Genomic DNA, 23,667 nt, shown 5'->3' with positions numbered 1-23,667 from the left:
TCGTCCTTCTTTTCCCGTTTCCGGCCTAACTTTAATCGGATGAACCTCCATCTATGGAGCCTGATTGCGGTGCAAACGGAGACGTCAGCCGGTTCGTAAAGTCATTTACAATGTTTAGAAGATGCGTCTTCTCCTGGCGGAGAGCATCGAATTTCTGTTTCATTTGGGAGAGCTCGGCTTCCAGCCTTGTATTCTTCTCCTCGAGATCATTGATTTTCTTGTTCTTATCGGCAGTCGTCTCGTTGTGTTTCTGCAAGAGTCCCGCATAGTTCTGGCGCTCCAGTTCGATAACGCCTTTAAGCTCCTCTATTTCGCCGGATAAAGCGGAATGAAGCTCGCGGTAGTCATCCATCATCTGGTCGACTTTCAGATTCTTGTCGCTAAGTCTTTTTTCCAGATCGAGAATGCTCTTCTCACGCTCTTCAATAACCTTGCCGAGGTTCTTCAAATCCCGGTTCAACCGGTCGATCTGACCATTCGCGTGACCTAGACGGTCCTGCAGATCGTTATGGCTCATTTCGACAGTCTGCTTGGCCTTAATCATCTGCTCAACGGCAAATACGAGATCAAGCGAACGCTTGTCCAAATGGCCCTTATTGACCAGAACCGAGCTTGTTTGCTCTTCGTTATATTCGGCGCTAGCCGAACTGACCGACACTTCCTCCTGAGATTCCTCCACGTCCCTCCTTACCCCAAGGTCCTCACGCGTCTGCTGTTGCTCTTTCTTCTTTTGGAAAGGAGAAAACATAGATCAACTCACCTTTTCTGAGAAAATATGTCGATTACTATCGAAAAATGTTTCCTTCATTATAGATTAATTTTCCAAGTTAATATGCGGGGCTAAAGTACCTAATTGCGACAATGTAACTAGGCTTAAAGGAGTGGTAATGCAGGAGGATATACACAATTCGTGTTCCACGTGAAAAAAATGCAGAAAAAAGGCACCTCCTGTAGGTGCCTTTTTCTGCTTAATAAATTATTTTTGCGGAACCATATTATTGTAAATACGAGTGGCATTTACTTTACCCGTGCTCAGATCGTCCGTCGTAAAGCCGGATACCACATTGCCCACTTTAAATTCCTTTTGCAGCAGCTCATCCGAAGGTTCTGCTGCAGTCGGGCCGTCGATCCCCATAATCGTATCCGGCGTTACGGTTACCCATACATCGTTTACTTTGAAGCTTTTGCCGTCCTCGCTTACTTCGCTAATAACGCCGTCAATGTTAACTTGTACTTTACCCGTTGTAGCAGGCTTCGATGTGCTCGATGCGTCTGGCGTGTTAGCTGCCTGCTCCTGCTGTGTTGGCACCGATGCAGGAGCATCGTGTTGTTGGTTGACGCTAATAATTCCTGCCGCAATAAAGGCGCATGCCGCGATTCCTACTGCCCAGCCGGTTAATTTCTTTTTGCTTTTTTCCATTTGTATCCGCTCCTCTTTAATTGTAGGGTTATGTGAATTGTTTTCTTGTTCCATCATTAATTTCTGATAGGTTGCCTCTTTGAAGTCCTCGCTCGTTCGCACGCGGGACATCGCGGATTTATAAACAGATTTCTTCATCCTCCAGGCCTCCAATCTTATCTTTTAAGAGGGCGCGTCCCCGGGCTAGCCAGGTTCCTACCGTTGCGGATTTAGCCTGCATAATCTCCGCAATTTCCTGGATGGAATATCCCTCATAATAATGCAGATGAATCGGAATTCGATACTTCTTGTCCAAGGAGAGTACGGCCTGCAGAACCTCGGTTTCTTCCTTGGGGAGGTAGCTCAAGTCTTCGGGAACAGGATTTCTGCTTCTGAACCAGCCGGTCTTCAGCATATTTTTACTTTTATTGATGGTCGTTCGAATCAACCATGCTTTTTCATGTTCGCTGTTTTCAAAGACAGGGCGCTTTTGCAAATACGTCAGAAAAACCTCCTGCGCAATTTCTTCGGCGTCCGCTATGTTTTTCAAATAGGCAAAAGCAACTTTGATCATACTTTGCGAATATAGATCCAAGGCCCTTCGCACAGATTCATTGAGCTCATATGAATTGTACACTTGAAGTACCTCCTTTCACTTGTAATACAACTGAGCACCCTGTTATTTTTCACTTGGTCCCATTTATTTTTTAGTAGACGTAACGAAGAAGGGAAATGACTGCAAGAAACAGCAAAAAGACAAATTCCTCTTTCTGCCAATGCCTGCAGAAATGGAATTTGCCTTTTCTTATAATAGCTCTCTATTATCGAGTACCGCGTTCAGCAATAGCTGCCTTCAAAACCTCTTTCATTCCGATTGGCTCCCGGCCGAGCAGCTGCGCCAGAGTTTTGTCCGTACGGTCAAACTCTCCGTTTCGCGTAGCTAGGAATAGCCCTACAAACATATCCGCTCTTTCTTCCGGAAGTCCGTGCGCAAGCAGCCCCGCCCGATACTCCTCATCGGTAATTACCATTCGGCGAATCGGACGGCCGGTTAATTCCGATGCCATCGCTGCAATTCCCGCCAGATCAACCGTTGCGGAACCGGTTAGAACCGGAGTAATGCCCTGCGGTCCTTCTTCACTCATCATAATTGCAGCCGCCTCCGCCAGATCCGCGTGCGTTGTCCAAGCTACCGGACCGTCCTCCGGCGCTGCGAGCACTCCGGTCTCCAGAGCATCGCCAAGCATCATAAGCGCCGAACCTGCGTAAAAGCCGTTGCGAAGCGAAGTGAATGCCACGCCCGAAGTTCGGAGTACCTCCTCGGTAACAGCATGGTCCACCATTGGCGGGAACAAAGACGCCTTAGAAGCTCCCATTTGGCTGGAGTAATAAATGTGCTTGGCACCTGCCTTTGTCGCTACCTCAATGGCTGTCCGATGATGCTGAAGTGCCGTTTCGCCAAGACTGTCGGATGACACAATAAGAAATTGCGAAGCACCCTCAAAGGCATGCATGAGACTGTCCGCATCATTATAGTCACCGCGTCGTACCCGTACTCCCCGCTCTTCCAGCTCTTTTACCTTACTCGTATCCCTAACGCTTACCCCGAGTTGCTCCGCAGGAACGCGTTCCAGCAATTGATTGACGACAAGCCGGCCAAATTGACCGCTTGCTCCTGTAATAATTATCATGATAATACCTCCCGTTTGTTCTACTATAATGATCAATGCAACACTGTTGTTTAACGGACATCGTTGTGTATACTACATTGTAGTTATCATAATAGGCGGTCTAAACACCCCGAACAATCAGCAATAAGGCGTTTTGGTTGCTTACGCAACACGGGTGCCCGTTTGTTGGTTTTTGACCAGATAGGAGGCCTGGTGAAGGTTGCCGGTTAACATGAATGACCCGCGCGTTAAACGTACGCGCCAGCTGATGATGCACGCTTTTATGGAAATTCTTGAAGAAAAAAAGAACATCTATTCTATCTCCGTGCAGGATATTGCGGCAAGGGCAACGGTCAACCGCGCCACTTTTTATGCACACTTCGAAGACAAATACGCGTTTTTGGAAAGCTGGATGAGGGAGAAATTCCAGAAAAAACTCGAGAACGAGCTGCCAAACGGCCTATTATCAGATATGTTAAGCCTAAGAGCACTGATTACATCGGTATTTGACTTCCTTGTCCGTACCCGGCAATATATGACCCCCGCGGACAGTCAGTTTGAACCTCTATTTGAGGTAGCGATGCACAAAGAGCTGTATCAGCTTCTGTACAACTGGCTGAATAAAGAAAAAACAGCTGCTTCAACACAAATCGTTGAAACAACTGCATTAGTTGTCAGCTGGGGTATATTCGGATCAGGAGTACAGTGGAGCCGCAGCCCGCAAAGACGCCCAATGGACGCCATGGTACAAGATGTCCTTGTTGTAGCGGCGGCAAGTCTTGCTCCGGTTATCGAATAGCTCGCTCTTGCTTGCGCAGTTCACGGTATTCGGTAGGCTGCATGCCCATTACTTCCCGGAATGCCCGTGTAAAGCTTTTATAATTTTCATAGCCGACCATATCGGTTACTTCCACGATCTTGTACTCGGTATCGGCGAGCAGCCGCCGAGCTTTATCAAGACGCACGTCACGCAAGTATTCGGCGAACCCTTTGCCGACATTTTTTTTGAACAGGTTGGAGAAGTAAGCGTAATTGAGCGACACATGGTTCGATACCATCGCAAGGTCTAGCGGCTTGTGGTAATTCTCATGAATAAACCGGATCGCCTCATTTAAATCCTGCGTATTGCGATAGCTGCATTTATAATCATAATAGAATTGATTCAGCCTAAGCAGCTGCTGCTGCAGCGCCTGAATATAGTCCCGGATGCCCGGGTAATCGAACAAATTGCGCAAGCAATCCAAATCAAGAGCTTCTTCTCCCATATAGGGACGGATGAAGCGTTCATATTCTTCTAGCATCTCCACGGTCGCGCGGCACAGCTGCTGGGTATACCGGACGTGGTAACGCCGCAGCACGTTTTTATGAAAAATTTTGGAGATGCCTTCTGCGATTTTGCCGCTGTTCTTCGTACCGATCTGATGAAAGAGCTCATACAGCTCCTCATAAGGAAGCTGCCATTGCTGCTCGAGACCTTCTATATGTGCGGGCGTGATGCAGCGCTTATCCGGGAACAAGTAGCTATGACGATGCAATTCCATTAAGCCAGCATAGCCGTCCGGGAGTGATTGGAGCCCCTGCAGCGGCGCTGTCATAGCCAGGATTGCATCAATCTGATCAGCCTGAAGCGCAGCTTGCAGAACACTAGAATCGACAGACGCGTCAACGGCTAGAATCAAATGGCGGCCATGCTGAAGGCACAAGCATCCTTGCCGCCCATACACCCCGTAAGCTACCGCTTCCATGCCATGCGTGCTGCTTGCGCCCGACTGGTTGATCCACCGTTCCTCCCGCAACAAGCATAACCGATAGCTGTTCCACAGCCGCGGATTGTGCCGCTCGGTTTGATCAATCCAAGCCTCGTCATAACCTGCTCCCTGCATGAACGTTAACAGTTCCTTACGGTCCGTCTCTTGGGCGCGCAGCGTTATGCTGCTTGAGATTTCCTGCCTCGTCCGCGCCTCCTGTAATACATGTCCAACAACCGTCTGCAGATCATCCCGTTTCACCGGCTTGAGCAGATAGCCCTTTGCCCCGAGCTCGATCGCCCTTTGCGCATAGTTAAACTCCCCGTACCCGCTCACGATAATGAAATCGACCTTCATATTATTTTCTTTGGCCGAAGCCATAAGCTCAAGTCCGTCCATATCCGGCATCCTAATATCCGTAATCACCAGCTGAATGGGATGATCCCGCAACAGCTGCAAGGCTTCAAGACCGTTTGCTGCGGTAAAAAGTTGGTTAAATTCGAACGGAAACTGGCTTATCATAGCTTGCAATCCTTCGCGGATGTTCTTTTGATCGTCGATGATCAGCATGTTTGTCATCTTTACCAGCCTCCCAAGTTCTCGTTTTCCCAAGGCAAGCGGACGGTTACGCAAGTATATTCGCCTTGTACGCTGTCAATCCAAAGCCCGCAGCCGCTGCCGTAATGAAGCTGTAACCGCTTATGTACGTTTTCTAGGCCAAGACCATTTTTGCTTGCTGCAATAGTGACGTCGCTGTCCCCGGATAATACGGCCTGCAAGCCCGCAAGCAAATGCGGGTCAACGCCCGCGCCATCGTCGCGGATTTCGACAAGCAGCAAGCAATCCTGTTCAACGCGTACATTCATTTCAATATTTACGCTCCCGCCTGCGGATGTCGCATGATGGACCGCGTTCTCGACGATTGGCTGCAAACACATCTTCGGAATCGCGTAGTTCAGCACCTCCGGCGGAAGATCCGCCTTCAATCTGAGGTTCCCGCTTTCCATAAAATTAATAAAAGCTATGTAGCTTTCGATGTTTGCTAATTCTTCGCCCAAGGTGACGGTATCGCTTCGCCACTTCATGCTATAGCGCATCAGCGAACCTAAGGACACAAGCGCATCGGCAATTGCCGGCCGCTTCTCAACCTCGGCCAACATGCGGATGGACTCAAGCGCGTTGTACAGGAAATGCGAGTTAATCTGCGAGTGAAGCGAGTGCAGCTGCGCGTTTTTGGCGATAAGTTGCTTATCAACGACCTGCGTCATCAAGCGCTGGATCTCATCTAGCATATTGTTATAGCTGACCGCCACTTCGTCGATCTCGTCGCCGGTTTCGCTTTCTTCGAGTCCAACCGCGATTTTGGCGTCAAGCTGGCCCTTCCTGACCTTTCGCATCGAGATCAGCACGCTGTCCAACCTTCGGAATATAAGCCTTGTCGTACGGGAGACAAGCAGCAGCATAAGGAGCAGACCAGACAAGGTAATGACGGTGACAAAAGCGTACCAGCTTCGCGGACCTTCCATTAACGCTTGATGGGATGCGATATCCACGACATACGCGTTAAGAGGCGCTATATATCGGTACAACGCATAGTACGTATGGTCGCCGCTTCTGACCTTAATCGGTTTGTCTTGCTGAAGCGCATCCATCTTCCCTTGAATACGGGTAAAAATTTCGCTAAGATGCTCGCCCGCCTTCTGGGCAAATTCATGCTGCGGATTGTAGACCAGCCGTGCCGGGTTCGACGCGTCCATGACAACGGAGAAAAAATCTCCTCCCGTATCCTCTAGCAAATCATTGAAAAAATCATGATGAGAAGACCGGATTTCCATAATGCTAGGACTCCGTTGCTGCCCTTGGAGCCGCACAAGCCGGTAATAGGCTAACGTGTGCTCCCCGTCCTTCAGCGCAAACAGGCGAAAGGCCCTTCCCCCTTCGGTCCGGAGCGTCATCCAGTAATCCTGCGGATAAAATTTGTCGTAATGGTAGATCTCCGGCCATATCTCGTACAAATTAGGATTATCGACATAAAAGCTCAATTGGCTAATGATTTCGTTGCTTTGAATGAATTGATGCATCTGCTCATATTGATTATTTCTGAATTTAATCAGATTAAGGCCGTCCCCGATCATATCGGAATGAATGAAATCAACAAAGGATTTCTGGGTCAAGGCATTGGAGGAAACGTTTTCAATCGTATTCATCTTGCTGCGGATTTGATCGTTCAACCGGGAAACGTGGCTGCTTCCGGCGGTCATTGCATCCTTGTATAATTGGGTCTCTTGAGAACGGACAAATAACACCGATACCACGATGGTAGGAATTACAATCATTAAGCTAAAAGCAAAAATCAGCTTTTGCGAGATTCTGGCGTTTCGGTACATTCTTTTAACTCTCATGTATAAACCTTTCATACGAGTACCCTCCCCTCTGTAATATAACAAATAGCCGTTCCTATTACAGTCGGGAAGCACCAGATTATTCAAAAAAAAGCAGGCAATACCGGCCGCCATTCCGGCGACCGGTATTCCAAACACGTTACTCCGCCATTTTGGCTTTGCGTGCATCAAGCTCGGTCTGGCGGTATTCCATTACCTTGCCGTAGCCATCCTTGTCGCGATCGGCAAGGAACTTGTCGAACACTTTATTAAAGGCCTCATCGCTTTTTGCCGTAATCAGCTCCGGCATAACTTCTTGCCAATTTTGCGAGATCCGCGCCCATGCAACCGCAGCTTCCGAGTCGCCCATCGGATCGAGCCCTTTATAAATACCGCTGTCGATATCCGCTTGCGCGTTCGCGAAATCTTCCATTTGCTTCAGAACCGGCGCTTTCTCCGGTCTCCACTGATTGACGATAACCGGGTTGCGCATCATCCAATACGTATCCAGAACGCCAACTTCTTTCTCGAGCTTCTCAATATCCGTGCCAAGCATCGTAACGAGGTCTGCTTTGAGTTGCGGCTTGCCGTCTTTCATTTCCCATGTCTCGCCTTCCTTGCCCAGGAACACATCGCGCTGCCCTTCTTCGCTTGCGAGGTAGCTTAAGAAGCGGATCGCGCGCTCGGGGTTTTTCGTCGATTTGCTGATCATGGTAACCATCCAGCCGTCCATATTGCCCGGGAACAGCTTCGCGGTATCGCCTTTGCTGTTTTGCGGTCCGTCTACCGCAATATAGTAGGAATCCGGATTGTCGCTTGCAGCAAGCATCGGGTTAACGGCAGCCATGCCATTCCATTCGCGAACCATCATAAAGTATCTTGCGTTGTTCGTTTTTTCTTCGACTTGCGTGTCCGAATCGACCAAGAAATCAACATTGAGCAGTTTACGCTCGTACGCCGTGCGGAACGTTTTGAGCCAAGCCACATAATCCGGGTCCGTAATACGGTCATTTACCTTGCCGTCCTTCTCGTGCGGTACAGCAAGCAGGTTCTGCAGGTACTCCGTCATGCCGTATGGAACGTTGCCTTGCGCGAAGGAACGGGCTAATCTTTTGTCCTTTGTACGTGGAGTATTTATCCTTGATCAGCTGCAATGCGTTCAGAAATCCTTCCGGCGTAGTCAGGTCAGGGCTGCCCATCTCTTCATACAAGTCTTTGCGTACGAGGAACGTTTGGTTCGCTGCGGTCATCCCGGTTTCATGCATCAGATTAGGGCTGTAGGAATCGTTCGGGATCGCATACGTATTGCCGTCCTCTTGTTTATACCACTTCAGCGTACCGTCGCCGGCTACCTTGAAGAAGTAAGGATCATATTGCTCCGCAAGCTCGTTCAGTGCGTAGACTTGGTCGCCTTCCCATAGCTTCTTGACCGCGGTTTCCCATGAACCCATGCTGATTAAATCCGGCAGCTTGCCGGAAGTCATCATGAGGGTAAGCTGCTCGTTGGCATCGCCGGAAGGGACTTCAACCTTCACGTTAACGCCTGTTTTCTCTGTAATATACTTCGAGTTCAAGCTTTCTCCCCAAGTATGCACATACCAGGAAGCCCCTACGAACCAGGACAAATCAACCGGGCTGGTATCCAGCTTCCACGCCGGCTCGTCCGGATTCAGCGCTGCCGCTGAAGGCGATGCTTCGGCATTCTGGCTTTCTACCGGATTGTTGGCAGGCTTGTTCGCGTTGTTGACGTTATTATTGCCGGAGTTGCTGCATGCGACTGTGCCGAGTGCCAGCATAACGGTTAACGACATCGTCATTAACGTTTTGATGCGTTTGTTCCCCTTCATCTTATAATCATCCTTTCGTTACCCCTATTGTCTCTTATTTTTTATCTATTGAAATCACATGTTTTGCTTCTGGGAGGGAGCAAGCCATATGAAGATCAACCTTTAATCGCGCCAATCATAACGCCTTTGACCAAATAACGTTGAATAAACGGATAGAAGAGCAGAATCGGCAGCGTGGCCACCATCATGGAAGCAAACTTGATCGAGTTAGCCGGCAGTCTGGCTCCAAATTGCGCCATCGCTTGCTGCTGCATGAAGGTCATGGAGTTCTCCGCAATGATCTTGAACAACATGGTTTGCAGAGGCACAATATCTTGCGAACGAATGTATAATACGCCTTGATAATAGTCGTTCCAATGGTAGACGGCTGAGAAAAGCGCGATCGTAGCGATAACCGCCATGCTGTTTGGCAGGACGATCTTGAACAGCACCCCGTAATCCGATGCGCCATCGACCTTGGCGGACTCCTCCAGGCTATCGGGAATGGTGCGGAAGAAGCTCATAAAGATGACCATATCAAAAAACGTATACATCGCCGGGATAATAAACACCAGGAAGTTGTCGTATAAGCCAAGCTTTGTCATTAGAATAAACGTTGGAATAAGTCCGCCGGAGAACAGCATCGTAATCAAGGCGATCTTCATGTACACCTTGCGTCCGATCAGGTTGGTTTTGCTAAGCCCGTAGGCGATAATAGCGGTAAACAACACGTGCACAGCCGTTCCTATGACTGTACGAAGCGTCGTAATGTAAAAACCGTTCATCAGATTATCGTTGTTAAACACGACCCGGTAGCTCTCAAACGAAATCGCTTTCGGAAACCAGTTGGCCGTTCCAAGCGTGGCATACTCCGGCGCATTCAGCGAGTTCACCAGCACAAACCACATCGGGTACAGCGTCATAAAACATACGGCCAGCATTAGCAGCGCATTCATGACTTCAAACACGCCGATGCGCCGCAATCCACTGCGCTTTTCCATATTTCTGCCCTCACCTTTTGTTATCAAAATATCCCGTCACCGCTTAGCTTCTTGGACGCATAGTTGGCCATGAAGAGCAAAATCAGCGCCACGATGGAACGGGCGAACAGGACAGCTGTCGAGAAGGAATGCCGGCCGGACACAAGGCCCATATTGTAAATGTACAGATCCAGGCTCTCCGCCATCTGCAGGTTCATGTTGTTTTTCAGCATAAAGATCTGATCGAAATTACTGCCCAGAATACCCGCTACAGCGAGAATGAACAAAATCGCAATCGTTGGCCGTATGCTCTGAACCGTAATATGCCACATCCGCTGCCAGCGGTTAGCCCCATCCAGCTCAGCCGCTTCGTAAAGCGCCGGATCAATGCCGGCAATCGCCGCGATATAAATAATCGCGCTCCACCCGGTTTCCTTCAGAACATCGGAGAAAAAGGTAATCCACCAGAAATACTTCGGTTCGCTGTTGAACAATATATCCCGGTCTTGCAGACCAAGCCCCATCATGAGCTGATTGATGACGCCGCCTTCGCCAAGCCAGTTCAGCATTATGCCGCCAAAGATCGTCCAGGCGATAAAATGCGGCAAATAAGATATGGTCTGCACCGTCCGCTTAAACCGGAGACTTCTTATTTCGTTAAGCAGCAGGGCAAACACAATCGGAATCGCAAAGCCAAGCACCAGCTTAATGCTGCTCATCCCAAGCGTATTGCGGATTGAACGCCAGAACCGGTCGTCCGTCGCAAACTCCTCAAAGTACTTCAGTCCAATAAAAGGCGACTCGAACAAAGGTTTCGCAATGCTGTAGTCCATAAACGCAATGATGAGCCAAAACATAGGAATGTAACAAAAGATAAGCATCCACACGATTCCCGGAATGACCATGCTTTGCAGTTGCCATTGCCGGAAGAAGATTCGTATACGCCCTTGAAACATTGATGACCGCTCCTTTCCCTCTCATCGTATGAAAACGCCACCAAAAATAAAAGGTCACCTATTTTTGACTCTATCCCAATTTTTTGGGTTTAGTTGATCGGGTTAAATTTCTTTGTATGCTTAAGCTAATCTGAGGATAGGGGGAGTTTTCGGGATGAACCAATTAATATGGCACCAGGATTTTACGAACGGCACTACCGACTTAAGCCAGTGGAACAAACGAATCGGCAACGACCTGCTTGACGACAACGGCAATGCCATTTATCCGGGCTGGGGCAACAACGAGCAGCAGTACTACACCGATCTGGAGAACAACTTATATGTGGATGCTTCCGGGCTCCATTTGTGCGCGCGGCGCAAACAGGTTGAAGAGAACGGACGGCAATTCGCCTATACCTCCGCTCGCATTGATACCAGGAATCTGTTTTCCTTCTGCTATGGCAAGCTGATTGTAAGGGCAAAGCTGCCGACGGGACAGGGCATCTGGCCGGCAATCTGGATGCTTCCGCAGGACAAATCCCATGGCGAATGGCCGGTTTCCGGAGAGATTGACGTCATGGAGGCGAAGGGACGTTTGCCGGAACATATTTTTGGCACGCTTCATCATGGTAAAGATATGGGCGAGAACAAAATTACGGAGGAGTTTTCGTATCGGTTCGAGGACAGTACGATAGAGGAATATCATGATTACGGCCTAGAATGGACGGAACATTCCATGAAATGGCTGGTCGACGGGCATGTCTTCGCCGAGAGGCGTCTCGAGCCTGGCGTTACGCCGTTCGACAAAACTTTCTATTTGGTGCTTAATCTAGCAGTAGGAGGTTGGTTTGACAACGTACCGATCGATAACGATGCATTTCCAGCCGTTATGACGGTGTCCGGCATTTGGGTGTATCAGTAAAAAGACAAAAAATTGGGCTATAACAAAAAATAATGTGCCTTTTCAGTCGAATACGGGTTTCGATACAATGATGGTGTCCCTAACATGAAAGCGGTTTCCCTTAAGTTTTGCAACACTTTGGGAAGCCGCTTTTTAGCGGGGAACACCATTTTTGTATTGGAGGATCATTATGAACGGTTTTGATAGGCCGGCATCCCGGCATGCTCGGAAAGTATTCCTTCTGTTCCTGGCTTTGATCATGGCAGCCGGCATCAGCCTGATGCCGGATTCGAAGACGCGAGTGGCGGAAGCCGCCGGCACCAGCGTTACCTCAATGACTTATTTCTCTTCGAATGACGGTCCCGTTATTTCGAAATCCGGCGTAGGATCAGCCAGCTACGGCTTTGTAATGCCGGTCTTCAACGGCGGCGCAGCGACATGGAACGATGTTGCCGATGATATCGGCGTGAAGGTGAAGACAGGCGGCAACTGGGTCGATATCGACAGCGCCGGCGGTTATGTCTACAACCAGAATTGGGGGCACTGGAGCGACAGCGGCATCTACGGCTATTGGTTCATGGTTTCCCAAACGACCGAGATTCAACTTTATTCCAAGACAAGCGGCGTTACGCTGAACTACACCCTGCAATTCCAGAACATCAACAAGCAGACGATTACCTCCATGACTCCACAGCAAGGAACTCAAATTACGGCGGGTTATACGGGAGGCGCGGGAATCAACTATCCGACCTTCAATAACGATTCGGCGGTTCCTTATGCGGCGGTAGCGGACGATTTGAAAGTGTACATTAAATCCGCTAACAGCAGCACATGGACAGATCTTGAGAACAATGCGGCAAGCGGCTGGATTTACGACAATAACTTTGGTCAATTTACGGAAGGCGGCGGCGGCTTCTGGTTTACGGTAACCGAATCGGTGAACGTCAAATTTGAATCCAAGACCTCCTCCGCAAGCGTCGTCTATACGATTGTGTTTAACCAACCGTCCAGAAATTCGTATGTGCTTAGCTCATTTGACGGCACAACAACCTTTACGGCCGGTACGAACGGTTCGATCGCTATTCCGCTGCCAAAGATCGACGGCACGCCTGCTATCGGAACCGAGCTTGGCAAGTTTGTGTATCAGATTAACGTAGGCGGACAATGGGTTGCGTTAAGCGACTCCAGCCTAAGTCAATTCGTCTACGCAAACAACGGCTACAATAACATGTCCGACGCCAATCAGTGGGGTTACTGGGCGGATTACATTTATGGACTCTGGTTCCAGCCGATACAAACCGATATGCAAATCAGGATTGGCTATCCGCTTAACGGACAAACAGGCGGTAGCGTAGGCAGCAACTACGTTACCTACACCTTTATCGGCAACCCGGACGCCCCTCGTCCGGACGTATCGGGCCAAGAAGACATTACGGTCGGGACGCCAAGCAATTCGTCCATCGATGGCATGGATCTCTTCTGGCAGGACGAATTTAACGGGACGGCGCTTGATACGAGCAAATGGAATTACGAGACCGGCTACTATATTACGGACGATCCGAATAGCTGGGGCTGGGGAAATGCGGAGCTGGAGCATTATACAAGCAGCACGCAAAACGTGTTTGTGCAAGGCGGCAATCTGAATCTGAAAGCGATTAGCGATCCGAAATCCTTCCCTCAGGATCCGACGCGGGTTGCTCCCTATTCTTCGGGCAAAATCAATACAAAGGGCAAGTTGTCCCTTGAGTACGGCCGGGTAGACATTCGCGCTAAGCTGCCGACAGGCAACGGCTTATGGCCGGCGCTTTGGATGCTTCCGGAGGATTCCGAGTACGGCGCATGGGCGGCCTCCGGCGAGATTGATATTATGGAAGCCAAAGGACGTTTGCCGGGCACGACGAGCGGCGCCGTTCACTTCGGCGGACAATGGCCGGTGAACAAATATCTCGCAGGCGAATACCATTTCTCTGAAGGACAGACCTTCGCCAATGACTATCATGTCTACTCCATGGTTTGGGAAGAGGATAATATTAAGTGGTACGTAGACGGCAAGTTCTTCTTCAAGGTTAGCCGCAGCCAATGGTATTCCGTTGCTGCGCCCAACAACCCGAACGCGCCATTCGATAAGCCGTTCTATCTTATTATGAATCTGGCTGTCGGCGGGTATTTCGACGGCAGTCTGTCACCGGATGCTTCCGATATCCCCGCAACGATGCAAGTGGACTATGTGCGCGTATATAAAGAAGGAAACGGCGGTACGACGCCTGTCAACGAGCCGGTTACCGGGGTAACGGTGACTCCATCCGCAACACAGGTAGAAGTGGGCAAAAGCGTGCAATTGAACGCTTCCGTTACTTCTTCCAATGCGACCAATAAAAATGTAACTTGGTCCGTTTCAAACAGCAGCATCGCTTCGGTTAACGCTAGCGGCCTGGTTACGGGACTCTCGGCGGGTACGGCAACCGTTACCGCTACTACCGCGGACGGCAATAAAACCGCTGTGTCTACGATTACCGTAGTCCCGGCTCCGCCAGTCGTTTACATCATCGGCGATGCGGTGCGCGGCTTGAAGAAGTCCGGCAATAATCTGCAGTTTTACGTGAACGGCGCGACTTTTGCGGATCTGCATTACAAAATCAACAACGGTCCCCAGCTGAATGTCGCGATGACCGCAACCGGAAACGGCAATTATACTTATCCGGTCAATAATGTGCAGCCAGGGGATACGGTTGAATATTTCTTCACCTATAACCCGGGGCAAGGCGCGCTCGATACGCCTTGGCAAACTTACGTGCATGGCGTAACTCAAGGAACGCAGGAGCAATAAGCAAAAAGGCCAGGCAGGTTGAATCCTGCTTGGCCTTATTTTCTATTCTATTCCGGATCAAAATTGCTTAGCAGCGCTAGAGCTTCATCATGATCGGGCTCGAGTCGAACTAATTGCCGCAAATATTCAACGGCCTGCTCTTCCAGGTCGAGATCAAAGCAGCATATCGCCAGGCAGTAATAAACCGTGGATACCGTCTCTTCTTGGTCTTGCTCGACCGAGATCTCGAGGAACCGCTTGGATTCGCCATACCTTTCCATTTCAAACAGAAGCAGCCCGGCCTCAAGCGCCAAATCATATTGCTGTTCCATCACATAATAAGACGACCACATGAGCTCAATTCCGCGCACCAGATCTTCTTTCTCCTCGTCCAGCGCATCCTCAAGCAGAGCGGAGATCCGCTTTGTGCTTTGCATGAAAAATTCCGCATCATACCCGCCCAAGCGCCAGAAGCTCAAAACTTGCCGCAGCCCCATCTGATCAATGTAGCCGTCGATCCACCATTTCAAGCTATAGAAATCATCCGGGCCAAACCGGCCGACGGAACGGCGGTAAGCGAGCTTGGTTTGAACATAGTCCTGGGGCGAATCCACATGGAGCATGCAGCCGACATTGATGTTCTCGTAATGATGCGGAGGGAATAAGACGAGAGCGCCTTGTCCTTCCAGCACTTCTTGAATGGCATGATAGTTAGCCGTTAGCGAAAAGCTGTTTCCCCCGTGCAGGATCAGCTCCGGCGGATCCAAGAACCGCCAGTACTCGAGCAAATGATCTCCTTTGTCCGCTGTCAGCAAGACGGACCCCGCTTGGGACAATTGATTCAACCGCTCGAGACATGCTAGCCCGGCTTCCGGGAATAAAATATGCGAGTCTTCAAGTTGCTCCCGATATAACGTGATGATCTCGCGGTAGGGATAGGTATCCGCCTCATATTCCGGCGCATGCCGAAGCTCATAATTCATGGCGATTCCAGCCACTATATCCGAGGTGGTGAGCGTATCCTTATGCTCCGGATACTCCACGATTACATCGGCTTCGTGGATGCGGCCGCCGCCCACATACAACAGCTCTTGCGGAATGCTGTCAAAGAAATAATTCGCCACAATCACCAAGGGCTGCCGCAAATCACCCTTGCTAATCGTTTCTCCCGATTCAGCTAGGATTAGTTCCGTATCTTGAACCGCATCAAACCGCGCAAAATCAACCATTCCCCGCTGGATATAAGTTTGCAGGGCAGGATGCTTCCGCCATGCTTCCACGTTGCTCCCGGCAAGATCCGTCATGACGTAACGGAACGGCGGCAACGCTATTCCCGCGTAATCCACTAGCTGGCATAACTCATGCAGCACCTGAAAAGCAAGTCTGCCCGCTCCCGCTCCAAGCTCTACGATATTTACCGTTTCGGCATGCTCGCCTTTGGCTGCCCGGTCCTGCAGGAAGCCAAACAACATCTCCGCATAAGCCGCCCCAATCATCGGATTGCTCGTAATATATTGAGGCACCTGGTCATTGTTCCAGGCACTCAGGCCCTTCTCTTCATAATACGCCCTCTGAAGCTCCCAGATCGGCGCTTCGCTAAAGCGGTAACGCTGTTTTTTTTCAACTGTCATTTGATCGTTTCCTGTTCTCCAAGCAAAATTTAATTATCACTACTCTTATAATAACCTCAAGAGGCCGAATCCGCTAACGCGGACCGGCCTCTTGTCTGGAAAGACGTATCTTAAGGAAGTTAAGCCTCGGCCTTCTGAGGTTTCTTGGTAGGCGCAAACCAACCGAGAAGAGCGACAGCCACCAGGACGCCATAAAAGACGATCGTCCATCCGGTGCTATGAGGGAAATGATGATCCAGCACTCCAATGTCTTCATGAGCTAACGTAATGACTGCAAGCTTAACGCCTACCCAAGCCACGATCGCATACGCCGTTGTCTCAAGTGCCGGGCGTTCCGCGAGCAGCTTCACAAACCAGCTTGCCGCAAACTTGATCAAGACAAGACCTGCAATTCCGCCCAATAAGACGACCAGGAATTGTCCACCGTCCATTCCGCCGAATTCGCGAAGCGGCGAGTCCGGCAATCCAAGCGCAAGAGCGACTGCCGCAAGAATAGAGTCTATGGCAAACGCGAGATCGGCGATTGCGATCTTGCTTACGGTTGGCCAGAAGCCTGAACCGGCTTTTTGTTTCTCGTCTTTATGAACATCCTCGTTTTTCTTGCCGAAACGGGCCTGAATGATATGCTTTAAGCCCAGATACAATAAATACGCTGCACCAATCGCCTGAATCTGCCATACGTTTGCAATGAAGGATATCGCAAAAAGAGCGGCGAACCGAAACACAAACGCCATAATAATTCCGTAGTTGATCGCCCTTTTCTTCTGTTCCTCCGGCAAATTCTTTGCAATAACCGCAAGCACAAGTGCGTTATCTGCTGACAATAAGCCCTCCAATCCAATCAGGATCAGTAAAGCCCATGCATACTCCAGCCAGATTGAATCCAACGTAGATTCCCCTCTCATCGTACATAATCGGTATGAGTAATTTTCTCTTGTCCGTTAATGCATATACGTAAGAAACGGTCAAAGGAGTTCATTTTTTTCATAAGAAGAAAGAACTCCCATTAAGTAGGCATCCGCATATGATGGAACGGTGAGCACATCGTTGCCGAGAGGAGAACATGGATGTACAACTATCCTTACCGTTATTATCAATGGCCTAGCAGCCAATGGAGTTATTATTGGGATCCCCGTTATTACAATTGGAGTTATTATGCTCCCCGCCCGTACCATCGGGATATCGTTCTTCAGGATTACGGATCAAATCCGTTCGTCGTGGACCTTAAGGATGCCGCGGAGCAAAACCATAATTACCGAGTCGCCTTGTGGTCGGGACATTACTTCCAGCTAACTCTAATGAGTATTAAAGTTGGCGAGGATATCGGCCTTGAAGTGCACCCGGCTACCGATCAATTCATCCGGATTGAAGAAGGCAAAGCGCTGGTGCAAATGGGAGACAGTCAGGATCATCTGGATCTTCAAGTCATGGCTTATGAAGGGTACGCGATTATTGTCCCTGCGGGCACATGGCATAACGTAACGAACACCGGGAACAAGCCGCTGAAGGTCTCCTCGATTTATGCGCCGCCGCAGCATCCATTCGGGACGGTGGAAGAAACGAAGCCGTTAAATGACTAATATGCGCATGCACAAAAACACCCCCGCTCCGACCGCCGGAGTGAGGGTGTTGATCTTATCGAAACATATCGATCAGAATTACCGATGCCACACTAATTCTGAAGTTCAACAACCGTGACATAAGTAACTTCCTGGATGAGAGGAAGCAACTTCTCAATCTCAAAGTTAATAGGCAGTTTGATTGTAATATCCAGAGCAAGTTCGGAAGAGTCATTAAGCTTCTCCGTATGGAACTGCAAGATCGTGATCTCCCTCTCCTGGAGAAAATTCAAAATCAAATTCAGAACATCCGGCTCATTGCGCAAGCGGATCGACAGCTGTTCCGTTCTAGGCGATGCTAACCAATTGATCTTGCTATGCAGCAGCTTTTGCGCGGCCAAGATCAGAATAGTCGTGCCGATCCCAACGATGTACAGCCCTGCGCCAATGGCCATGCCAATCCCCGCAGTCAGCCATATACCTGCAGCCGTAGTCAAACCTTTCACGGTCTGCCGCTGCATAAAGATCATGCCGGCTCCCAGAAAGCCAACACCGCTTACCACTTGTGCCGCAATCCTCGACGGATCAAGCGCAATATCGCCTTGTCCTATCATGTCATCAAATCCATACTTAGAAATCAACATCATAAGAGCAGCTCCGGCAGCCACTACAAAATGCGTTCGAATGCCTGCCTCTTTCATTCTGCTCTTGCGTTCGTAGCCGATAATGGCACCGCAAACGCCTGCCAACACAATGCGCAACAAGAACCCGTATTCCATGATGTTTCCTCCTTTCTAATCATAGATGCGAATGATAATGGCATTCCTCCTTATTAAAAAATTCCTTGCCGCCCGCCATTCCCCTGCCTCTAACCAGACATTTGGCAAGAAGAAAAGGCACCCCGCAGGGCGCCTTTTCTTTATAACAGCTTATACTTGCAAACCTGCGAGTCTTTTAAAATGATCCACCGACGGCGTCGCGAGACCCAAATGCTCGCGGAGCGTAGAGCCTTCGTAATCTTCGCGATAAAGTCCGCGTCGCTGAAGCACGGGAACGACATGGTCAACAAAGTCGTCCAGATCTCCCGGCAATACCGGCGGCATGATGTTAAAGCCGTCGCAGCCGTAATTGTCGAACCATTCCTCCATCAGATCAACAAGCTGCTCCGGCGTTCCGACGAATTGCATATGACCCCGGGCCCCCAGCAGTCTGCGGCCAAGCTCAATGATGGACAAGTTGTCTTTGCGCGCCAGATCCATAATGAGCTGCACGCGGCTCTTCATGCCGTTGCTCGCTTCTACCGGATCCGGAATGTCCGGCAATGGCTCGTCGGCCGGATATTGGCTGAGATCCGTCTGCAACATGCCCGATACCATCATAACGGCCTCTTGCGGATCAATAAGATCGAGCAGCTCCCGCTCTTTGCGGCGGGCTTCCTCCACCGTCGAGCCCAGAATTGGAGACAATCCCGGCATAATGAGCAAGCTGCCCCGCTCTCTTCCGGCGGCAACCAGCTTCTCGTTCACGCTTCGGTAGAAGCCTTGCGCAGCGGCCAGCGAGGTTTGCGCCGTGAAAATAACTTCGCCGATACTCGCCGCAAAATCCTGGCCCGGCCCCGACGAACCCGCTTGAATAAGAACCGGGTAGCCTTGCGGCGGACGCGGCACGTTAAGCAGCCCATGCGCGGAATAGAACTGTCCGCCATAATCCGCGGCGCGAAGCTTCGACTCATCCACGAATGTCCCCGATGCCCGGTCCATCACGATCGATTCCTGAGGCCAGCTGTCCCACAGCGCCGTAACAACGTCCACGAACTCCTTCGCCATCTCATACCGCGTGGCATGCTCGGGATGTTTCTCCCTGCCGAAGTTGCGGGCTTCCGTGTCCACCTGCGAAGTCACGATATTCCAACCGGCACGGCCGCCGCTCAGGTGATCCAGCGTTGCGAAGCGGCGCGCCGCGTTGTAAGGCTCGTTATAAGTGGTAGAGAGCGTTGCGGTTAGGCCGATTTTCTCCGTCACGGTAGACAACGCGGACAGCAGCGCGACCGGATCCAGCATCCCCGCGGCCGCACGGCCAGGGTAGATCAAGTGCAGAAGATCCGCGAAGAAGATCATGTCGAACTTCCCTTTTTCCGCCGTCTGGGCAATCTTCTTATACCAATTCAGATCGAACATCCGCTCCACGCCTGATTCAGGATGGCGCCAGCCCGCATGATGATGTCCCGTAAAATAAATAAACGCTCCTAGATGAAGCTGCCCTTGTCGTTGACGAGTCATGCAAATTCCCCCGCTTCCCCAATGTTAATGTTGATTGATCGAAATTAACCTTTATAATTGTTGTTCCATTGCAGGTATCTTCTCTCCACGAGCCGAACAAGCGAATCCGATAGCTTGCCGACCAGCGCGAACAAAATAATGCCGACAAATACAATGTCGGTCTGCCCGTACACGCGGGCATCTTGAATCATATAGCCAACCCCCGCGCTCGCCCCCATCATTTCCGCTACGGCGAGCAGCAGCCAAGAGGCGCCAACCGATAACCGGATGCCAAGCAGAATATTCGGAAGCGCCGCGGGAATAATCAGTTTCGTCAACAAATGAAGTTTGGAATATTGAAGGATGCGCGTCACCTCGTATAGCTTGCGGTCCGCGCTGCGCACCCCAAGATGCGTATGAAAATAAACCGGAAAGAAGGAACCCAGGGCGATAAGCAGCACCTTCGAGAATTCGCCTACTCCAAACCAAAGAATAAAGAGCGGAATGACCGCAAGCAGCGGAACCGTACGCAACATTTGAATCGAAGGGTCAAGCGTCCTCTCCGCCCATTTGCCAAGGCCGGTGAACACGCCTAGCAACAATCCCGTCGCGCCGCCGAGCAGGAAACCTCCTCCCGCCCGAATGGCGCTTGCGGATACATGTTTCGCCATATCGCCGTTAACGCAAAGCTTCCAGAAGGCCTCGGCAATCCGGGAAGGAGCCGGCAATGCCGATTGAGACACCAGTCCAAGCGCCGATGCCGCTTCCCATAAGCCCAGCACGATCACCGGAATGACCCAGCCGTACAGCCACTTGGGCATTCCGGCTTTGCGCTCACGGCTAACCGCCGATTGCCTTCCGCCAGCTTTGGCGCCTAATGCCACTTCGTTTGTACTCATCCCATTATCCCTCCCCGTCTAAGGAATCCCGCCAGCGCAGCAGTCGATTCTCCGCTAGTCTGACCAGCGAATCTGTCGCTTTGCCAACTACGGCAAACACAATAATGCCTACGAAAATAACGGACGTCAGCGAGAAAGAACGCGCATCGTTAATGATATAACCAATGCCTGAGCTGGATCCCATCATCTCGGCTACAACAAGCCCCAACCAACTGACGGCAATTGAGAGCCGTATTCCAAGAAACAATGAAGGAAGAGAGGCAGGGAGAATAAGCTTCGTAACCGTCTGCCATCTCGTAAATTGCAATACGCGGGCTACATCGAACAAATTCCGGTCCACCGAACGAACGCCCAGGAAGGCATTCACATAGAGAGGGAAGAAAGCGCCTTTGGCGATCAGCAGAATCTTCGATGTCTCGCCAAACCCGAACCATAAGATGAACAGCGGCGCTACAGCCAGGTGAGGCAAAGTCCGGAGCAGCTGAAGCGATGGATCAAGCAGCCTCTCGGCTTTAAGCGAGAAACCTACCCATAATCCCGCTGCGAGGCCTAGCCCTCCTCCTATTAAGAACCCGATTAGCGCCCTCCCCGCGGAGACGCGCAGGTTGGTCAGAAGCTCGCCCGAGGAGAGCATGCGTCCGAACTCATCCGCGATATCCTTGGGCGGAGGAATCAGCACCGCATTCACCCAGCCGTTCGAGGATGCGAGCTGCCAGATGACCAGCACCGCTACCGGAACCGCCATTCCGATCAAGAAATGAACCGTACGAAACGCAAGCCTATTCCTCGTTATCTGCATGAGAGCACCTCTCTTTATTTCAATGCTTTTTCGATATACTGATTGTCGAACACATCGGCCACTTTAATCTGCTTGCGGATCGTGCCTAACTGATATTGGAAATCTGCCGTTTTTTGCTGCTCGGCAATGGTCTCATCGCTTACCGGCGAATTAATCATGGTCGAACGGGATTGGATGCCCTTCACCAGCTCAAGCGGAATGCTGCGTTCGTCGGCGTAACGCTGGAACGCTTCTTCCTGATTGCTTGCTTCCCACTTGCGCGCGTCTTCAAAGGTTTTCAAATACAGCGTCACAAGTTCAGGGTACTTCTTGGCGAATTCCGAACGTACCAGCTGGAACGACGGAGACAACACGCCCTCGCTCTCGCCGTCCGCAAGCACGCGGGCTTTGCCGCTTAACGTATTCAAGGAAATGTAAGGATCCCATACCGCCCATGCGTCTACTTTGCCGCCTTCGAAGGAAGGCTGCGTCTCATCCGGCTGCAACTGGATTTCTTGAATATCGGATTGCTTCAAACCCGCTTTATCCAGTACCCGGTACAGGAAGTTATAGGCGTTGCTGCCTTTTGTAACAGCTACTTTCTTGCCCTTCAGATCGGCAATGCTTTTAATCTCGCTGTCTGCCGGAACGATGATGGCAACGTTGTTCTTACCGTCAAGAATTTGCGAAATGATCGTAAAATCAATGCCTGCCGCTTGCGCGGAGATTGGAGGCATATTACCCATGCCCGCGAAATCGAGGTGATTGGAAGCCATCGCTTCAATCATTGGAGGGCCGCTTTGGAACTCTACCCATTCCACCTTCGCCCCAAGCGCCTCGAAAGCCGTTTCGAACCATTTCTCTTCCTGTGCTTTGCCAAACAATCCGCCTTTGCCCTGCACGCCAATCTTCACCGTCACGCCATCGTAAGAAGCCGGAGCACCGGCGGCATTGCCTTCCGCGCTAGCCGATGCATTCTTGCCGGCATTGTTATTGCTGCCCGCGTTGTTATTGGAATTGCCGCAGCCTGCGGCTATAAGAACCAAAGCGATAAGTGCCGTAATCAAAACGTAAGTTTTTCTCATTTCGATACATCTCCTTTATGTTTCCGATTAAATGCCGGCTCCCTGATCAAGCAGGGGCGGCTGTTCCACCTTTTCAAACTCGCCAAGCACCTTGGAGCGAAGCTCTTGGAAGGAAACTCCCGTCCGTTTGCGCGGATAAGGAAGATCAACGTTTATGATATTGCGGATATGGCCCGGACGAGGATTCATAATGACGACCTTCTCCCCGAGAAATACCGCTTCATCCAAATCATGCGTAACGAATAACATCGTGGTCTTACTGTTCTGCCAAATATCGAGCAGCGCCTCCTGCATATGCGTGCGGGTGAAGGCGTCAAGCGCGCCAAATGGCTCATCGAGCAGCAAAATCTCCGGCTTGCGCAGCAGCGCCCTTGCAATAGCAACTCGCTGGGCCATCCCGCCGGACAGCTCCTTCGGATACGCCTTCTCGAAACCTTTCAGACGTACTAGCTCAATCAACTCTTCTACCTGACGGCGAACCTGCGCGTTGCCAAGCGATAAATTGGCGGCAATATTTTTCTCTACGGTGAGCCATGGGAACAACCGGGGTTCTTGAAAAATAAATCCCTTATCCACGCCAGGTCCCGTAATGGACTTGCCGTTTAACTCCACCGTTCCTTCATAAGCGGTATCCAGCCCAGCCACGATCTTGAGCAAAGTACTTTTGCCGCAGCCGCTTGGTCCGATAAAAGTAATAAACTGTCCCCGCTCCACCTGCAGTTGTATGTTGCTAAGCGCTACAACCGCACCCGCAGGAGCAGCAAACGTCTTGTTTAATCGCTCAATCGTCAGCATGATAGACCGCCTCCAG

At 50.6% G+C, this 23,667-nt stretch carries 22 protein-coding genes; 4 read left to right on the top strand and 18 right to left on the bottom strand.

All coding sequences use genetic code 11. The annotated features are described in order from the left end of the window. Nucleotides 1-31: 31 nt before the first annotated feature. From QQK89_RS20810 to QQK89_RS20795, 4 genes are all read right to left on the bottom strand, one after another. A complete protein-coding gene (locus QQK89_RS20810) occupies nucleotides 32-679 on the bottom strand; it encodes a hypothetical protein (RefSeq protein ID WP_284240591.1) in 648 nt (215 codons plus the stop codon). A 297-nt stretch (nucleotides 680-976) separates the two neighbouring features. Then, entirely contained in the window at nucleotides 977-1,558 is a 582-nt protein-coding gene (locus QQK89_RS20805) for a hypothetical protein (RefSeq protein WP_284240590.1), read from the bottom strand. Then, nucleotides 1,539-2,036 carry an RNA polymerase sigma factor gene (locus QQK89_RS20800; RefSeq protein WP_284240589.1) on the bottom strand — a complete coding sequence of 166 codons (498 nt, stop codon included), beginning with the start codon at nucleotides 2,034-2,036 and terminating at the stop codon, nucleotides 1,539-1,541. The genes QQK89_RS20805 and QQK89_RS20800 overlap by 20 nt, the downstream gene beginning before the upstream one ends. 184 nt (nucleotides 2,037-2,220) lie before the next feature. Beyond that, nucleotides 2,221-3,090, bottom strand: a complete 870-nt coding sequence (locus QQK89_RS20795; RefSeq protein WP_284240588.1) for an SDR family oxidoreductase — start codon at nucleotides 3,088-3,090, stop codon at nucleotides 2,221-2,223. 199 nt (nucleotides 3,091-3,289) lie between these two features. Here QQK89_RS20795 and QQK89_RS20790 point away from each other — a divergent pair, with 199 nt between their 5' ends. Further along, entirely contained in the window at nucleotides 3,290-3,868 is a 579-nt protein-coding gene (locus QQK89_RS20790; RefSeq protein WP_284240587.1) for a TetR/AcrR family transcriptional regulator, read from the top strand. On the opposite strand, the gene QQK89_RS20785 is transcribed toward QQK89_RS20790, so the two are convergent. From QQK89_RS20785 to QQK89_RS20760, 6 genes are all read right to left on the bottom strand, one after another. Further along, nucleotides 3,858-5,396, bottom strand: a complete 1,539-nt coding sequence (locus QQK89_RS20785) for a response regulator (RefSeq protein ID WP_284240586.1) — start codon at nucleotides 5,394-5,396, stop codon at nucleotides 3,858-3,860. The two genes, QQK89_RS20790 and QQK89_RS20785, sit on opposite strands and share 11 nt — an antisense overlap. A 2-nt stretch (nucleotides 5,397-5,398) precedes the next feature. Next, a complete protein-coding gene (locus QQK89_RS20780; RefSeq protein WP_284240585.1) occupies nucleotides 5,399-7,234 on the bottom strand; it encodes a sensor histidine kinase in 1,836 nt (611 codons plus the stop codon). A 124-nt stretch (nucleotides 7,235-7,358) separates the two neighbouring features. Next, complete coding sequence (locus tag QQK89_RS20775) at nucleotides 7,359-8,267, bottom strand: extracellular solute-binding protein (protein ID WP_284240584.1); 909 nt, start codon at nucleotides 8,265-8,267, stop codon at nucleotides 7,359-7,361. Beyond that, entirely contained in the window at nucleotides 8,206-9,045 is an 840-nt protein-coding gene (locus QQK89_RS20770; protein WP_284240583.1) for an extracellular solute-binding protein, read from the bottom strand. The genes QQK89_RS20775 and QQK89_RS20770 overlap by 62 nt, the downstream gene beginning before the upstream one ends. A 95-nt stretch (nucleotides 9,046-9,140) precedes the next feature. Beyond that, nucleotides 9,141-10,025, bottom strand: coding sequence for a carbohydrate ABC transporter permease (locus QQK89_RS20765; protein ID WP_284240582.1), 885 nt, complete (start codon nucleotides 10,023-10,025; stop codon nucleotides 9,141-9,143). Between the two features lie 23 nt (nucleotides 10,026-10,048). Continuing rightward, a complete protein-coding gene (locus QQK89_RS20760) occupies nucleotides 10,049-10,960 on the bottom strand; it encodes an ABC transporter permease (protein ID WP_284240581.1) in 912 nt (303 codons plus the stop codon). 154 nt (nucleotides 10,961-11,114) lie between these two features. Here QQK89_RS20760 and QQK89_RS20755 point away from each other — a divergent pair, with 154 nt between their 5' ends. Continuing rightward, nucleotides 11,115-11,861: a glycoside hydrolase family 16 protein gene (locus QQK89_RS20755; RefSeq protein WP_284240580.1), complete on the top strand. Its 747-nt coding sequence runs from the start codon at nucleotides 11,115-11,117 to the stop codon at nucleotides 11,859-11,861. Nucleotides 11,862-12,030: 169 nt separating this feature from the next. Continuing rightward, the gene (locus QQK89_RS20750) at nucleotides 12,031-14,667 is read left to right on the top strand and encodes a family 16 glycosylhydrolase (RefSeq protein ID WP_284240579.1); all 2,637 of its coding nucleotides are present in this window, start codon (nucleotides 12,031-12,033) and stop codon (nucleotides 14,665-14,667) included. A gap of 47 nt (nucleotides 14,668-14,714) precedes the next feature. Here QQK89_RS20750 and QQK89_RS20745 read toward each other — a convergent pair whose 3' ends face one another. Together QQK89_RS20745 and QQK89_RS20740 are read right to left on the bottom strand one after the other, a co-directional pair. Beyond that, complete coding sequence (locus QQK89_RS20745; RefSeq protein WP_284240578.1) at nucleotides 14,715-16,277, bottom strand: SAM-dependent methyltransferase; 1,563 nt, start codon at nucleotides 16,275-16,277, stop codon at nucleotides 14,715-14,717. A 119-nt stretch (nucleotides 16,278-16,396) separates the two neighbouring features. Then, on the bottom strand, nucleotides 16,397-17,164 hold the full coding sequence (locus QQK89_RS20740; protein WP_284240577.1) for a TerC family protein: 768 nt from the start codon (nucleotides 17,162-17,164) through the stop codon (nucleotides 16,397-16,399). Nucleotides 17,165-17,344: 180 nt separating this feature from the next. Here QQK89_RS20740 and QQK89_RS20735 point away from each other — a divergent pair, with 180 nt between their 5' ends. Further along, on the top strand, nucleotides 17,345-17,857 hold the full coding sequence (locus tag QQK89_RS20735; RefSeq protein WP_284240576.1) for a cupin domain-containing protein: 513 nt from the start codon (nucleotides 17,345-17,347) through the stop codon (nucleotides 17,855-17,857). Between the two features lie 92 nt (nucleotides 17,858-17,949). Here the strand turns inward: QQK89_RS20735 and QQK89_RS20730 are convergent, their stop codons facing one another. From QQK89_RS20730 to QQK89_RS20705, 6 genes are all read right to left on the bottom strand, one after another. Beyond that, nucleotides 17,950-18,615, bottom strand: coding sequence for an MgtC/SapB family protein (locus QQK89_RS20730; RefSeq protein ID WP_284240575.1), 666 nt, complete (start codon nucleotides 18,613-18,615; stop codon nucleotides 17,950-17,952). A 150-nt stretch (nucleotides 18,616-18,765) separates the two neighbouring features. Then, entirely contained in the window at nucleotides 18,766-20,115 is a 1,350-nt protein-coding gene (locus tag QQK89_RS20725) for an LLM class flavin-dependent oxidoreductase (protein ID WP_284240574.1), read from the bottom strand. Between the two features lie 44 nt (nucleotides 20,116-20,159). Next, the gene (locus tag QQK89_RS20720; RefSeq protein WP_284240573.1) at nucleotides 20,160-20,993 is read right to left on the bottom strand and encodes an ABC transporter permease; all 834 of its coding nucleotides are present in this window, start codon (nucleotides 20,991-20,993) and stop codon (nucleotides 20,160-20,162) included. A gap of 4 nt (nucleotides 20,994-20,997) precedes the next feature. Next, nucleotides 20,998-21,792 (bottom strand): ABC transporter permease, encoded by a 795-nt coding sequence (locus QQK89_RS20715; RefSeq protein ID WP_284240572.1) that lies wholly within the window; start codon nucleotides 21,790-21,792, stop codon nucleotides 20,998-21,000. Between the two features lie 14 nt (nucleotides 21,793-21,806). Next, entirely contained in the window at nucleotides 21,807-22,856 is a 1,050-nt protein-coding gene (locus QQK89_RS20710; RefSeq protein ID WP_284240571.1) for an aliphatic sulfonate ABC transporter substrate-binding protein, read from the bottom strand. Between the two features lie 27 nt (nucleotides 22,857-22,883). Further along, nucleotides 22,884-23,651 carry an ABC transporter ATP-binding protein gene (locus tag QQK89_RS20705; protein WP_284240570.1) on the bottom strand — a complete coding sequence of 256 codons (768 nt, stop codon included), beginning with the start codon at nucleotides 23,649-23,651 and terminating at the stop codon, nucleotides 22,884-22,886. Between the last annotated feature and the right edge of the window lie 16 nt (nucleotides 23,652-23,667).

Source organism: Paenibacillus glycanilyticus, from assembly GCF_030161375.1.
Lineage (GTDB): Bacteria > Bacillota > Bacilli > Paenibacillales > Paenibacillaceae > Pristimantibacillus > Pristimantibacillus glycanilyticus_B.
This window is presented reverse-complemented; position numbering and strand designations above follow the sequence as displayed.

Bases quoted from the DNA above. Each gene is read 5' to 3' on its own strand.
- QQK89_RS20805 (WP_284240590.1), bottom strand. From the start codon at position 1,558: ATGAAGAAATCTGTTTATAAATCCGCGATGTCCCGCGTGCGAACGAGC.
- QQK89_RS20795 (WP_284240588.1), bottom strand. From the start codon at position 3,090: ATGATAATTATTACAGGAGCAAGCGGTCAATTTGGCCGGCTTGTCGTC.
- QQK89_RS20785 (WP_284240586.1), bottom strand. From the start codon at position 5,396: ATGACAAACATGCTGATCATCGACGATCAAAAGAACATCCGCGAAGGA.
- QQK89_RS20780 (WP_284240585.1), bottom strand. From the start codon at position 7,234: ATGAAAGGTTTATACATGAGAGTTAAAAGAATGTACCGAAACGCCAGA.
- QQK89_RS20775 (WP_284240584.1), bottom strand. From the start codon at position 8,267: ATGACGGAGTACCTGCAGAACCTGCTTGCTGTACCGCACGAGAAGGAC.
- QQK89_RS20770 (WP_284240583.1), bottom strand. From the start codon at position 9,045: ATGAAGGGGAACAAACGCATCAAAACGTTAATGACGATGTCGTTAACC.
- QQK89_RS20765 (WP_284240582.1), bottom strand. From the start codon at position 10,025: ATGGAAAAGCGCAGTGGATTGCGGCGCATCGGCGTGTTTGAAGTCATG.
- QQK89_RS20760 (WP_284240581.1), bottom strand. From the start codon at position 10,960: ATGTTTCAAGGGCGTATACGAATCTTCTTCCGGCAATGGCAACTGCAA.
- QQK89_RS20755 (WP_284240580.1), top strand. From the start codon at position 11,115: ATGAACCAATTAATATGGCACCAGGATTTTACGAACGGCACTACCGAC.
- QQK89_RS20750 (WP_284240579.1), top strand. From the start codon at position 12,031: ATGAACGGTTTTGATAGGCCGGCATCCCGGCATGCTCGGAAAGTATTC.
- QQK89_RS20745 (WP_284240578.1), bottom strand. From the start codon at position 16,277: ATGACAGTTGAAAAAAAACAGCGTTACCGCTTTAGCGAAGCGCCGATC.
- QQK89_RS20735 (WP_284240576.1), top strand. From the start codon at position 17,345: ATGTACAACTATCCTTACCGTTATTATCAATGGCCTAGCAGCCAATGG.
- QQK89_RS20730 (WP_284240575.1), bottom strand. From the start codon at position 18,615: ATGGAATACGGGTTCTTGTTGCGCATTGTGTTGGCAGGCGTTTGCGGT.
- QQK89_RS20725 (WP_284240574.1), bottom strand. From the start codon at position 20,115: ATGACTCGTCAACGACAAGGGCAGCTTCATCTAGGAGCGTTTATTTAT.
- QQK89_RS20720 (WP_284240573.1), bottom strand. From the start codon at position 20,993: ATGAGTACAAACGAAGTGGCATTAGGCGCCAAAGCTGGCGGAAGGCAA.
- QQK89_RS20715 (WP_284240572.1), bottom strand. From the start codon at position 21,792: ATGCAGATAACGAGGAATAGGCTTGCGTTTCGTACGGTTCATTTCTTG.
- QQK89_RS20710 (WP_284240571.1), bottom strand. From the start codon at position 22,856: ATGAGAAAAACTTACGTTTTGATTACGGCACTTATCGCTTTGGTTCTT.
- QQK89_RS20705 (WP_284240570.1), bottom strand. From the start codon at position 23,651: ATGCTGACGATTGAGCGATTAAACAAGACGTTTGCTGCTCCTGCGGGT.